The organism is Psychrobacter sp. PG1 (assembly GCF_014897815.1).
GTDB lineage: Bacteria > Pseudomonadota > Gammaproteobacteria > Pseudomonadales > Moraxellaceae > Psychrobacter.
The window spans coordinates 68,515-82,387 of sequence record NZ_JABUZG010000071.1; the positions used below are offsets into that span (position 1 = coordinate 68,515).

Sequence of the window (13,873 nt, forward strand, 5' to 3'; positions counted from 1 at the left end):
GCCCATTTAGAGGACTATCGAGTGAATTGAAGACACGCCCTAATTAAAATAGTAGATATTCTCGCTAATACCTCTATATTTATCACTAAAATTAATCTTCTGTCAAAATATCAATAAAGCTTTGCCAAATCGGGCTTTGATGGCGGGCTTTATGCCACACTAGCCACCAAGTCCGTGACAAATCGATGCCCGCGACTTTCACCTGTACCAGCGCTCCTGCTGTCAGCTCTGCCTGAATGACATGCTGTGATAAACAGCCAAGACCAATATCTGCACTCACCATATGCTTAATAGCTTCCGACTGCTGAATCGCCATCACAATTTCCGCATCAGGCAAATGCTTGAGCAGCTGCTCGTCAATAATTTGCCGGGTACCTGACCCTGCCTCTCGTACCAATAGCGGCAGTTTTGCCAGTTGTGCAATGCTAAGCTCGTAGCAATTATCCGCATCGTTATACGCGGCCATGCCTGTCAACCATTTGCTATCGCGCTTGGTAAAGATCATCAAGGTATCTGTCCGCCACGCACGCTGCTCAATGACTTTCATATCTGTCGGGCGCGGCATACCCTCTACGAGCGCAATATCAATATTTAATTGTTCAACTTCGCTGACCACTTCTTGAGTATTGGCGATATACATATCGATATGGGCATCGGGTAGCGTCGCATATAGCTTGGCAAGCAGCGGTGGCAGTACATAATTACCGATGGTGGTACTGGCACCGATATGAATCTGCCCTGCCTGATGCTTATGATAATGCTCCAGTGTCAAAGCCTGCCCTAGGATAGCTTGTGCCTGTATATAAATAGGATGAGCATTGGGGTGCTGATTGAGCCTACGCCCGACCCGCTCAAACAATGGCATTTGCAGCCTTGCTTCTAATTCTGTCAGCGCACTACTGACCGCCGACTGCGATAAATGCAGCACTTCACTGGCACGACTGGTGCTACCCGTTTGATAGATACTGACAAACACCGATAATTGCTTGAGGGTAATCTTTGGTAATACCTGCATGGCTTTTTTCATAATTTCTCTGACGCCCTATCCTATTGATACAACCTAAAAATCACCTGTTATTTTAAAAGCCCCTCTTTTTAACCTAAAGACTTTCTATTGACCTAAAAAATCGATAGTTTATATCTTATTAATCTGTTTTTATTATAAATTAGTCTGTCTTATAATGTCTATTCATAAGCTTATGCTTATTTCGATTATAGATAATAGGACAGCCAGTCATGTACGCCTTGACCCAATCAATTAATAACTATTTTCCACGCAGCCGCCATCTAGCAGGGCTTATCGTCGTGCTGATTGGTAGCTTATTTTGCTTATGGCTCAATACTAGCGTAAACACATGGACAGATGGACGTATCGTTGGCTTGTCTTCTTTAACTTTAGCCATTCTCATTGGAATGATACTGGGTAATACGGTCTATCCTAACCTTGCTGAGCGCTTAAATGTTGGCGTGGCATTTGCCAAAGGTCAAATATTGCGCCTCGCCATCATGTTTTATGGCTTTAAGTTAACCCTAACCCAAGTATCAAGTGTCGGACTGTCTGCAGTGATGAGCGATGCGTTGGTATTGACATCGACCTTTTTACTCACCTATTGGATAGGTACCCGATGGTTAAAAGTCGATAAACAAACGACGCTATTGATTGGGTCAGGCGCAAGCATTTGCGGTGCCGCCGCGGTGATTGCCGCCGAGCCTGTGGTCAAGGCGGAAGCCCACAAAGTCACTATCGCTGTGGCGACAGTGGTGGTCTTTGGTACGGTTGCGATGCTGCTCTATCCGTTTTTATACCATCTTGGTTGGTTGCAACCTTGGCTAAATGCTCAGCAGTACGGGATTTATACGGGTTCCACCATTCATGAAGTGGCGCAAGTCGTCGTCGCTGGTAACGCAGTCAGTCCCGAAGTGGGTGACACAGCGGTTGTCACCAAGATGATACGCGTCATGATGCTTGCCCCTTTTTTACTTATTTTATCGTTTGCCCTAACCAAAGGTAGCAGCGACAATGGCAAAAAACCATCGTTTATAAATCGCGTCCAACAAGTCAAAGTTCCTTGGTTTGCCTTTATATTTATTGCCATCGTTTTACTACACACTTGGGTGCCGATGACCGCAAGCTTTGAGCGTAGTATGGTGATGCTAGACGATGTGCTGCTTACCATGGCGATGTTTGCGCTTGGTCTAACCACGCATTTGGGCGCTATTAAACAAGCTGGCGTTAAACCCCTTATCTTAGGGGCGATTATGTTTGCTTGGCTGATCGTTGGCGGTGGATTGATTAATATTGGTATCAGTTTTTTATAAAACGCTCATTTCTATGATGGCTTGCCCACTATAAATTTATGCAGAATCAACAAAGCCTACGACTATACTAGTCGTAGGCTTTTTTATAAGTAATCTACACCAAATTTTAGACGAAAAAAAACGAACCCGAAGGTTCGCTTTTTTTTCATCTTGCTCTAAGTGTCTATAAAGACAAATTAGATAGCAACGATGTTATGGGCTTGTGGGCCTTTTTGACCTTGAGTTACAGTGAACTCAACTTCTTGGCCTTCAGCCAAAGTTTTGAAACCTGAACCAGTGATTTCGCTGTAATGAGCAAAAACGTCTGCGCCAGTTTCTGGAGCGATAAAACCAAAGCCTTTAGCTTCGTTGAACCACTTAACTGTACCTTTTTGAACGTCTGACATAATATAATCCTACTTTTAAATTTATTAATGGCCTAGTGACCGATAACGCTTGCAAATAGCTACTGAACGATAAATATTAAAACGAAGGATTATAACTAATACTACGAGGTAATGATTTGGTGCAGAACTGCTCTTAAGCTTGGACGTATTATAGGGGGAACATCCTGATTTCGCAAGTCTTATCTTAGCTTTCATGTAACTAAAGCCCGTTTTTTATGATTTTTGACCTGAAAATCAACGTATTTTAGGCGTTTGGCAAACGGAACAAATAGACCGCTACCCCAGTACAGACCACGGCTACCAGCCATGCCATCCATATCATATCGGCGGGAATATTAAAAAATAACATCGCTGTTGAAATAGTCATCATTATTGTCGCTAACCACTTAGCATAGAGAGGCACCGCATGATTATTTTCCCAATCGCGGACAAATTTCCCAAAGTATTTATGATTAATCAACCAAAAATGAAAGCGTCGCGAACTACGTGCCCAGCAACCTGCCGCCAGTAATATAAAAGGTGCGGTCGGCATGACTGGCAGTAACACGCCGATAATCCCTAATACAAAAAATAGCCAGCCCAGTATGACAAACGTCCAACGCACCGTTGGGCTGTTATGCTGGTTGGTTTTGGGTCGATAATAAAAGGCTTTTTTGTGTTGGCTCATAAAAATACTGTCATTGAATGATATGGAGTGGCTAATATTCGATAAAGGTTAGACAGCTAGATTTTTAAACCAGATAATCATTTATAGAACTGCCTACCTATATAGGTAGCTAAGCATGCAATATCACTCAAAACGGTACAAGGCTATTTTTACGAGGTTTTTGCTATCAATAGGTATGTTTGGTTAGTGGTTGGGTAAGTGAGCTCACCACCTTTGACTGAATTTTTAGCAATAAAAAACCGCTCATAGCTGGATTATGAACGGTTTTATCGTTAAAGATACTATCCTGATTTAGTTATTTCGCTATCAATCCTATCTGGCGTGCCTCTTTTAGCCAGCTTGGAAACTCTTCTAGCATGTTTTCATACAAGGCTTCTTCGCTAATGTCATCCAAATCATCGAGTTCAAAAAAGTCGCAATTATCAATCACGCGCCCTTCCATGTCGTCTAGTTTTTTTAGGATGCCATAACCACGACCACCTAAGCCCACGAACTGCCAAAATATCGGTAGTTTCGCGGCTTCCGTCATGACTCTGGTGATACCGCGATTGTCATTCACCCCGCCATCACTGATAAATAAAACATAGACAGGTACATCCAACCCATCATTTTGATAAAACTCCGTCACGGCTTTCATGACTTCTGCTTCGTTATTCACGCGCGGGCCAAGTGCCCATTTGCGCCAGCCGCCATGAGCGTTGTCAATGAAACCGTCATAATTGCTCAGCCCAATCTCACCCAAATACTGCGGATCTCGGGCAAACGCCCAACAGTCTAGCGCTTGGTCGTCATCGAAGCTCACTGCCAATGGCAATAAGCGGTTGACCACTTCTTGCACACGGCCTTGTTTATACTGTCTGTTCATTGAGCCTGAGGCATCTAGCACCAATGCGACCTTTGCCGTTAACTGCTGCAATTGGCGTTTCTCAAGCGATATCGTGGCTTTTTTGGCCAAATTGACCAGTTTTGGGGCTTTGTCTAGCATGACCTTTTCTAGCGATGGTTTTGCTTGAACTGGTGTTTCGGTTGCCTCGGCTGCTTGCGAGCTGCCCTCTTCTACATCACCACCGAAATGCTGCACGATGGCGGCAAGTCCACCATTAAAGCCTTGCGCGACGTTAGATACTCGCCAAACGCCACTCTTACGATAAAGTTGCATCAGCATACTGGCTTGCTGCTGGGCAAAATCTGCAGCTTGATACTCTGCCTGTACCTTTTGCGATTGCTGCCAAATGCCAATCTCTAACGATTGAATTTGATTCAGCGGCGTGTCGGCTGATAACACAAAAAATAAGCTGTCTATATTGGTAGCCAGTTTGGATAAATTCACTTCAAACTCAACTTGGATGCCTTTACTCGCCGTTGGCTGCGACTCGTAATGGGTAAGCTTGATTTGCCCGCATGGTGAAGTCGGCTGATTATAAAATACCATGTAATCATCATTGATCAGCTTGCCTGCTGCGTCTAAGGCAAAGCAGCTGATGTCCATTTCTATTGGGCTTTGACGAGTGAATTTGAGCGTGATGGGTGCGGTATCGTCAATAGCAAGGTTGCTTAAAGGCGCGCGTTGTCCGACGGTGAGATTGTTCATGGTGTTCCTTACGGTAGCGTATTATTCCTTTGAAGATAATAGACTAATTACTGACGTTAAAAAACCGCTACAGTATTTGCTGTGGCGGTTTTTAGTTTGAAACAGAATAGAATTATTTACTACTATTTTCCATACCGTATAGTAGGCACCTCTACCAAAGGCAAATGGAAATTCAAATCAGAACGTACACATAAAGATGCAACATTCTCTCTGACATAAGGCATAAGTATTAAAGGAGCATTATTACGAGACCAATGATCTAACTTATCTCTTGGAAAACTACCTTCTAAAGCGAATATTCCAAAAATATCAATCTGTATATTGAATCCATCTTCTTGAGTAACATTACAAATAAAGTTGACTATAATAATATCATCGTCAGGTGCTGGTAATTTAGAACCGACTTTAAATTGAACATCAATTTCTATTTCTTCTTTGGTGGCTATATCTCTATTTAGAACTTCTAAGTAGAGTTTATTTACCTGTATTGATTTAAGTTGTATCGGATGATGTTTCATATTCTCACGCAGCTAAAAGATATTTTTTACTGTTACAAGTAGTATTAGTTACAGAATTATCAATAGTCTTCAGTATTACTTTTAGGCTATCAGTTGTTCTATATCTTTTCGCACAAATATGGCTTACCAATATAGTCTCCTCAATCACAGAAAATTCATCTGATTCCGAAGATGATATGTTAAATTTCCATAATTGGTTTAAAGTGCTTACAAAAGCTTTTTTTTCTACTCTTGAAAGCTTTTCCTTCATATCTTCTTTTGCAGTAGATTGAATTCTTTCAACTGTTTTTTCTAATGCTTGCTGAAGGTTCATATATATTCCCCTTAAATTTTAATATTAGAAACTATCTAATATATTGATATCTACGTCGTCTTTGATAATGATAGCTGGAAAAGAATTAGCAAACGCTACATTTCTTCCCAAATTTGGCACAGATAAATTAATTTTTACTAAATTAAACTTACAAGAAAGGTTACTTTCCAATTCTTCAATAAATACATCTAATTTTGCTCCATAGCTGCTCTCATCGTAACTACCTATAGGAAAAGCTTTATTAAAGCTCTCCTGAACTTGACCTTCAAAATTCAATATACTATCGACATTAGTTAATATTTCTACCTCAATGTTAACTAATGTACAATCCTTTTCTTGATCATAAGAACCCTGTTTTTTAGCAAAGTTTGTCCATGCATTGGCACAATATACTGCAGTACTTCTATCATGGAGATAATGCCAGAAGTATACTCCTCGTCCTGCTTTACCCACTTTTCCATCAGGGTCTACTTTAAATCCGTTAACGAGGATAGATTCTGCATGATACTTAGTCGTACCGTGGATGCCTTTTAGTGTAGATATATTCACAGTTGAAACGACCAGTAACATTTAAGGTTTAGAGTGTGTAATAACATTCAGCTACGCTAATCACAGTATCTTTAAGAGCATACTTTAATGAGATTGTATCCTTTGAACATATTTATCATAATAGTATTATCAATAGAGTTACATCGATATTTCCTAATATACATCTTGAATAATATGATATTTTATTCTTACGCATGGATTATACATTTTTTAAATAGTGACTTCATTACAAATAATGTTAACAGAAGTCTATTTTTTCGTTACATTCTATCGATTAAGCTTGTAAAAAACCTTTCTCACAGTTATCTGTTATGACTTGCAGTCCAATAATCTTTTTAAAGTAAACAATAAAAAACGCCATCACAAATGTGACAGCGTTTTTTATTACTATAGATATCTACTTTCAAATTACAACGCTTTCAACTGCTCCATCTGCGCCGTCATCGCCGTCAACTGCCCTTCTAACTCAGCCAGTTTTGCTTTCTCTGCTTCTACCACTTCCGCAGGTGCTTTACTGACAAAGCCTTCATTGCCTAGCTTGCGGGCGATACCTTCAGATTGACCTTTCAACTTATCATATGACTTACCCAAACGTGCCAGCTCAGCCGTTGGATCGATCAGACCTTTCATCGGTACGAGTACCCGTAGCTGACCGACCATACTTGATGACGACAATGGCACTTCATCACCTTCTTTGACGATCTCTAAGCTCTCGACTTTGGCAAGCGCTTTGAACTGGTTTTTGATACGTGATAGACGCGCATCTTCATCAGCAGATATATTTTGTAGTAGCACTGGCAGACGTACCGCGTTACCCAGTTTCATCTCACCACGGATGTTACGAACGCTAGCGATTAGCTCCTGTAACCACGCCATATCCGCCTCAACCTGCTCACTGATTTGTGCCTTATCCGTTTTTGGATAGTCAGCGACCACGATGCTGTCCGTGTTTTTGCGACCCAATAGCGGTGCAACCGTCTGCCAGATTTGCTCGGTCAGATACGGCATGATTGGATGGCTAAAGCGTAGCGCCGTCTCTAGCACGTGCAGCAGTACATAGCGGATTTGCGCTTTACGCTCATCCGATACCGAGTCATCATTCAGACTGGCTTTGGCAAGCTCAACGTACCAATCACAGTACTCATTCCAGATAAACTCATAGATATCTTGGCTGACCATATCGAGACGATACTGGGCGAAATGCTGATGGATATCGGCAATGGTAGAGTTCAGACGACTCATGATCCATTTTTCTGGTAATTCCCAAACGTCAGGGTTTGCCGCTTGGTCGATAGGCTTGGCATTGCCTTCGCCATCGACACAGTTCATAAGTACAAAACGGCTGGCGTTCCAGATTTTATTACAGAAGTTACGATAGCCTTCGACACGCTTTAGATCAAAGTTAATATCGCGACCGGTACTGGCAAGGGATGTAAAGGTAAAGCGCAGTGCATCCGTACCAAAAGCTGGGATGCCTTCTGGGAACTCTTTACGCGTTTGCTTTTCGATTTTGGCCGCGTCTTTTGGATTCATCATATTGCTGGTGCGTTTTTCTACCAGCGCTTCCAGATCAATACCGTCGATGAGGTCAATCGGATCTAAGACGTTACCTTTCGATTTTGACATTTTTTGACCATTGCCATCACGTACCAGACCATGCACATAGACGGTCTTAAACGGTACTTGCGGCGTGCCGTCTTCGTTTTTCACGAAGTGCATGGTCATCATGATCATGCGCGCCACCCAAAAGAAAATAATGTCAAAACCTGTCACCAACACGCTGGTCGGGTGGAAGGTGTCCATCACGCGTGGGTCGGCGTTGACGTCTGCCCAGTCAAGCGTACTGAACGTCCATAGACCAGAGCTGAACCACGTATCGAGTACGTCATCATCTTGGCGCAAGATCACGTCATCGCTGAGACTGTATTTACTACGCACTTCCGCTTCGTCACGGGCAACATAAACTTCACCAGTCTCATCGTCATACCATGCAGGGATACGATGTCCCCACCAGAGCTGACGGCTGATGCACCAGTCTTGTAGATCGGTCATCCACGACATATACATGTTTTTGTACTGTGCAGGGACAAACTCGATGCTGCCGTCTTCTACCGCATCAATCGCAGGCTTAGCCAATTCTTTAACCGCGACATACCACTGATCGGTCAACCACGGCTCAACGATCGTACCACCACGCTCAGCACGCGGCGCTTTGAGTGCGTAGTCCTCGATGTCTTCTAGCCAGCCTTGATCACCTGCTTGCTCAACAAGGAACTTACGTGCGGCAAAACGCTCAAGTCCTGCATACTCACTTGGCGTGGTTTCCAACTCTGGCTCACGTGTTTGCAGATCAGGATACACTTCCATCGCTGCTAAGATATTGGCGCGCTCATCAAGGATATTAATCAATGGTAAGCTATGACGACGACCCAATTCATAATCGTTGAAATCGTGCGCTGGGGTGATTTTTACACAGCCCGTACCGAAGTCTTTTTCGACATAATCATCAGCGACGATAGGCACGACACGACCCGTAATTGGCAAGGTAATGGTTTTGCCAACCAAATGCGCATAACGCTCATCGCTAGGATTGACTGCAACAGCGGTATCACCCAGCAAAGTCTCAGGACGCGTAGTCGCTACCACCAGATAGTTTTTACCATCTTGAGTGGTCAGATCTTTATCCGTGAAATAATAGCGGAAATGCCACAAGCTGCCTTTTTCGTCATGGTTTTCTACTTCTAAATCAGACAATGCAGTTTGGAACTTTGGATCCCAGTTGACCAAACGCTTACCACGATATACCAAACCATCATCGAATAGGCGTACGAACACTTCTTTTACCGCGTTAGACAGACCATCATCCATGGTAAAACGCTCACGCGACCAATCGACCGAGCTGCCCAAACGGCGAATTTGGCTGGTGATATTGCCGCCCGACTCTTCTTTCCATTCCCATACTTTATCGATGAAGTCTTCGCGCGTCATGTCACGACGTTTGATGCCTTGTGCTTCCAAACGACGTTCAACAACCATTTGGGTCGCGATACCTGCATGGTCCGTACCTGGTTGCCAAAGCGTATTATCACCATCCATACGGTGATAACGCGTGAGCGCATCCATAATGGCATTGTTAAAGCCATGACCCATGTGCAGCGAGCCAGTGACATTCGGTGGTGGCAAGGCGATAGAGAACGACTCTTCTTTATCAAAGGTCGGCTTAAAATAGCCGCTTTCTTCCCAGCCTTGATACATGCCTGCTTCGACTTCCGCAGGATTATAGGCATTCTCTAACTGGCTTAAGGCCGCTTGAATAGATGTGGTAAGGTTGTGGTTACTCATAATGGCATTATCTTTTATTGATTGAATGTGATTAAAGCGAATATAAAAATTATGAAAATAATGAATAGAGTGATTTTAACGCAGATGGCCAGATTTTGTTAGATGCTAAGGCAATTTATCAGACTTGCAGAGTGGCATTGCCCCATTAATAAGCGCAAAAGCCCATAAACGTCACCAATCGAATGAGATTCCAACAAAATAAGTGCTAGTGATGTTATAAAATATGGGTCATGCTATGAGGTATATTCTATAACATCACTAGCATATAAATGGCGTCTTTATCCTAAAATCATGATCTTATAAACAGCGAGCCGACCGTGTCCAAAGATACCGAGCACACCTATAACAATAGCAGCCACTCTCAAGCTGATGAAATAGACGCTAATGAAAGAGACGATAAGCGCTTGATTGATGATAAGCGCTTGATTGATGATAGCGTTTATCAACCATCTCTTACTGAAGATAAAGACATTAGCAAGACTGCGATTCCAGATGATACCGAGGCGACAGAAAGTTTAGAAGACGAAGATTTCTCTGAAGATATGAGCGAAGCAGATAAGGAAACCATCAAAAAAGTCGCCAATGATGACAACTTGAGTCAAGCAAAGAGCTATGCCAGTATCTTGGTTGAGCAAGTGATGGATGCCAAAGAAACCTTTGAGCGCTCACTTGGCTCGCTATTTACCAGTGCCTTTACCGCTGGGCTTGAGATTGGCATTAGCTTCTTTATGATTTTATCGGCTTTTGCGCTGTTGAGTGGTGTGCTACCAAGCCAATACGCAATCGTGCTCGCCTCCCTACTTTACCCAATTGGCTTTATCATCGTCGTCATTGGTCAGTCGCTATTATTCACCGAACAAACCTCATTATTAAGCCTACCTGTGCTTAACAAGATTGAACCGCTACACAAATTGCTACGCCTTTGGGGTATTGTCATCGCTGGCAACATCGTTGGCGGCTGTCTGTTTGCCGCATTGATGATAGGTTTGGGTTTAAATATGCAGCTGTTTAGCGTGAGCGACATCGACACTTATGCCGAACACATTTTAGGATTTAGGTGGTGGGTCATATTTGGTAGCGCCATCTTAGCAGGTTGGATGATGGGCGTCACTGCGTGGCTTGTGACCTCAGCACGCGACACCCTTAGCCGCATCGTTTTGGTAGCGCTTATTACTGGCAGTATTGGTTTTTTAGGACTGCACCACAGTATCGTGGGCAACATTGAGATTTTTTCTGCCTTGCTATACGGCAATACCGTCAGCTTGGGGCGTTATTTACTGTTTTTAGTAGTGATATTGGTGGGCAATACCGTCGGCGGCGTGGTGTTTGTGGCAGTACTCAAAAACCGTACGTTCTTATTTCAAATTGAAAAAGTGAAAGAACAAACGGCTAGTGAACAAGCGGAAGCTAGAAGCAGTATAAATACCCACCGACCTTGATTGGTATTGGTTAATGCTAAATGCTATAAATAGATAATTCGCCTATTACCCATAACAAGGTTCAATATTTAAACCTGTTATGGGTTTTCAGCATCTACAGCATACGCGCTGCCAACACGCTATTTTCTATTTCAGATTTTCTCAGCTTATCGTGTTGAGCGCTAAATATACGCACCAAAATCCCCGCGCTTAAGAACATCACCAAGGTATAAATGGCTGGCATCATCGACATGTCGTAGTTAGATAATAACGTCAATGCCATAAATATCGACAAGGTACTGTTTTGTAGACCGACTTCTAGCGTCACCGAGGTTCTTTGCGCCCAGTTGAGACCGAACCATTTACTACTATAATAACCGAGCGCCATGGTTGAGAGATTTAATAATACCGATACGGGACCCGTAGCGATAAAGGCGTCGACAATGATATCGCGTTGCACATAGCCCAAAAATAGCACTAAAAACGTTAAAAATATCACCCCAAATCGAGACACATAAACTTGTGAGCGATCGGCAACGGTTGGTGCATAGCGTTTAATCAGCATACCGACACTAATAGGCACTATCGTCAGCACCACCAAAGTCAGCATCGTTTTTACTACTGGTAACTCAAACTCACTACCGCTGCCCATAAAATAAATCAATGAAAAGCTCAGCACAATGGGAATGGTAAAGACGGTAATCACGCTCGCAATCGCGGTCATCGTCACCGACAGCGCCACATCGCCTTTGGCTAAATAGGTAAATAAGTTTGAGGTAGTGCCACCCGGACACAGTACGAGGAGCATAACCCCGACGGCATACTCTGGGCGTAATGGCATGATATTGGCTAACGCAAAGCCAATGATAGGTAACAGTATCAACTGATTGGTCAAGCCAATGCCGACTGCTTTTGGATATTTTAAAACCCGTTTAAAATCGTTGGTGACGAGGGTCAGCCCCATGCCCATCATGATTAAAAACAGACAAATAGGAATGATAACTGAATTGACTAACGTGACTATGGCAAGACCTTCCATAACTACATCCTTGTAGATAAGAGCTGTTTATAGGTTCATTTTATAGATGAATTTTATAGACCGAGTATGCTGATTAAATGACGCTTGATTAGCAATCCTTGCTAAGGCGTATCCTCATAATCAATAGCCGTTAAACACCGATAATCAATTAAAAAACAGCAAAAAATAAGACATGGTAAAAGCAAGTATATAGGGGTAAAGTCTGCCTTATCTATTTTATTCAACTACTCACCAGTCAGTATCCAAACGTAGGATATCCGCCATATAAAAGTATAGAAAAACTTTAAGGTATACCGTTATTTATATTTTTAGGCTGAGAACGAGCAGATTTGTCGCTAAGAAAGGAATCAATCACACCCGCCACCATCACCACCACTGTCACCACAAGAGTCATTGCTGCTATATCCGCTATGATTACTGTTGTTGATGTCATCTCCAGAAGATGAGCTGGAAGTACGCTTTGAAAGCTTTGTACGACTAGACCAGAGCATCACTTTAAACACACCATAAAACATCAGTAGCCCAAAAACAATCTGTAAAAGTAGCAGGAAGCCCCAGAAGAAAAGTTCAAGCATAATATAGTCGACTCTCTATAATTTCTTGTTAGACATTGATAGCAACGCAAGGATAACTAAGATAAGTGCTTATTTTGGGGATAAGAAAGAACATAAGATTAAGAATATATCTTAAATTGGCAGGACTTTAGTGACGGTCAGTACTGATAACTGCCGTACCATAGGCAATAGCTTCGACCATGCTGCCCAATTGATTGATATTGCTAACTTCTAGACGTAAGCCGTAGATATGGTTATAGCCTTTGGCTTGTGCTTCGGTACGCATACGTACAAGAGCCTCGCGGCGGGCACGGTCGAGTAAGGTCTCGTAAGTGGTCAAGTTTTTGCCAAAAATGCTCAACAGCCTAGCGATAATCATTTTGAAATAATCTTGGGCAATAACCACGCTACCAAGTACCAGCTCACCTTCAGTATTGGCAACAAGTTTCGGCACATAAAAGCGCTCACTTGAGACCATAATATGGCTTAATTCTTGCTCTGCAACGCTTAACTGCGCGAGATGTTGGCGCTCATGACGCGACCCAAAAAACCAGCCAGCAGCGAATAGTAAAATAAACGGTGCGTAATTGATAAGCATTTGGGTAAGGGAATTATTCATGGCACGTCTCTTGTCATAAACTTATCAGAAAAAAATATCGATGCTTTAAGATTTGGTTAGCTAACCAAAAGGGTTGAAACGTGGCAAGTCATCGGTCGCTGTCGGTGCAGAATTTTGTAGATTTGGCTGTTGACCAGACTGATGATGATGAGAGTCGCTTGGTGGGGTTTGATAGACTTGCTGCGGCATCGGTATGGCTTTAACCGCGGTACCATAGACAAACAGCTCAGAAGCGCCTTGGGCAATGCTAGAGGTCGAAAACCGCAGACCTACCACGGCATCAGCACCCAAGGCTTCTGCCTTGATGACCATACGATCGATCGCTTCTTGGCGTGACTCTTCTAACAGCTCGGTGTAGGCCGTCAGCTCACCACCAACGATATTTTTTAGCCCAGCAAACAAGTCTTTGCCGACGTGTTTTGAGCGTACTGTACTGCCGTACACCACATCTAAACGCTCGGTGATCTGATAGTTGGGCAAATGCTCAAGATTGGAGAGTTGCACAGTCATAATACGACCTTATCCGTGACGTTATATAGACAGCGTCAACTTGGATAT

Annotated in this window: 14 protein-coding genes; 2 read left to right on the forward strand and 12 right to left on the reverse strand. The window is 43.0% G+C overall.

What is annotated here, in order from left to right; genetic code table 11:
* Positions 1–91: 91 nt before the first annotated feature.
* Positions 92–1,027: a LysR substrate-binding domain-containing protein gene (locus INT03_RS11450; protein ID WP_193009047.1), complete on the reverse strand. Its 936-nt coding sequence runs from the start codon at positions 1,025–1,027 to the stop codon at positions 92–94.
* A 209-nt stretch (positions 1,028–1,236) separates the two neighbouring features.
* Here INT03_RS11450 and INT03_RS11455 point away from each other — a divergent pair, with 209 nt between their 5' ends.
* On the forward strand, positions 1,237–2,319 hold the full coding sequence (locus INT03_RS11455) for a YeiH family protein (RefSeq protein WP_193009048.1): 1,083 nt from the start codon (positions 1,237–1,239) through the stop codon (positions 2,317–2,319).
* Positions 2,320–2,495: 176 nt separating this feature from the next.
* Here the strand turns inward: INT03_RS11455 and INT03_RS11460 are convergent, their stop codons facing one another.
* The 7 genes from INT03_RS11460 to INT03_RS11490 form a co-directional block, all read right to left on the reverse strand.
* A complete protein-coding gene (locus INT03_RS11460; RefSeq protein ID WP_045453470.1) occupies positions 2,496–2,705 on the reverse strand; it encodes a cold-shock protein in 210 nt (69 codons plus the stop codon).
* Positions 2,706–2,949: 244 nt separating this feature from the next.
* Positions 2,950–3,372, reverse strand: coding sequence for a YbaN family protein (locus INT03_RS11465; RefSeq protein ID WP_193009049.1), 423 nt, complete (start codon positions 3,370–3,372; stop codon positions 2,950–2,952).
* 295 nt (positions 3,373–3,667) lie between these two features.
* Positions 3,668–4,963, reverse strand: coding sequence for a VWA domain-containing protein (locus INT03_RS11470; RefSeq protein WP_193009050.1), 1,296 nt, complete (start codon positions 4,961–4,963; stop codon positions 3,668–3,670).
* 122 nt (positions 4,964–5,085) lie between these two features.
* Positions 5,086–5,481, reverse strand: coding sequence for a protein-export chaperone SecB (locus INT03_RS11475; protein ID WP_193009051.1), 396 nt, complete (start codon positions 5,479–5,481; stop codon positions 5,086–5,088).
* A gap of 4 nt (positions 5,482–5,485) precedes the next feature.
* Positions 5,486–5,794: a hypothetical protein gene (locus INT03_RS11480; RefSeq protein WP_193009052.1), complete on the reverse strand. Its 309-nt coding sequence runs from the start codon at positions 5,792–5,794 to the stop codon at positions 5,486–5,488.
* A gap of 24 nt (positions 5,795–5,818) precedes the next feature.
* The gene (locus INT03_RS11485) at positions 5,819–6,343 is read right to left on the reverse strand and encodes a hypothetical protein (RefSeq protein WP_193009053.1); all 525 of its coding nucleotides are present in this window, start codon (positions 6,341–6,343) and stop codon (positions 5,819–5,821) included.
* 408 nt (positions 6,344–6,751) lie between these two features.
* A complete protein-coding gene (locus tag INT03_RS11490; protein ID WP_193009054.1) occupies positions 6,752–9,685 on the reverse strand; it encodes a valine--tRNA ligase in 2,934 nt (977 codons plus the stop codon).
* Between the two features lie 317 nt (positions 9,686–10,002).
* Between INT03_RS11490 and INT03_RS11495 the strand changes: the two genes are divergently transcribed.
* Positions 10,003–11,124 carry a formate/nitrite transporter family protein gene (locus INT03_RS11495; protein WP_193009055.1) on the forward strand — a complete coding sequence of 374 codons (1,122 nt, stop codon included), beginning with the start codon at positions 10,003–10,005 and terminating at the stop codon, positions 11,122–11,124.
* 94 nt (positions 11,125–11,218) lie between these two features.
* Here INT03_RS11495 and INT03_RS11500 read toward each other — a convergent pair whose 3' ends face one another.
* The 4 genes from INT03_RS11500 to INT03_RS11515 all read right to left on the reverse strand — a co-directional run bounded on the left by INT03_RS11500 (position 11,219) and on the right by INT03_RS11515 (position 13,825).
* A complete protein-coding gene (locus INT03_RS11500) occupies positions 11,219–12,142 on the reverse strand; it encodes a bile acid:sodium symporter family protein (RefSeq protein WP_055124799.1) in 924 nt (307 codons plus the stop codon).
* A 347-nt stretch (positions 12,143–12,489) separates the two neighbouring features.
* Positions 12,490–12,717, reverse strand: coding sequence for a hypothetical protein (locus tag INT03_RS11505; RefSeq protein WP_060491844.1), 228 nt, complete (start codon positions 12,715–12,717; stop codon positions 12,490–12,492).
* A gap of 127 nt (positions 12,718–12,844) precedes the next feature.
* Complete coding sequence (locus tag INT03_RS11510; RefSeq protein WP_193009056.1) at positions 12,845–13,315, reverse strand: YbjQ family protein; 471 nt, start codon at positions 13,313–13,315, stop codon at positions 12,845–12,847.
* Positions 13,316–13,375: 60 nt separating this feature from the next.
* A complete protein-coding gene (locus tag INT03_RS11515; RefSeq protein WP_193009057.1) occupies positions 13,376–13,825 on the reverse strand; it encodes a YbjQ family protein in 450 nt (149 codons plus the stop codon).
* Positions 13,826–13,873: the final 48 nt, after the last annotated feature.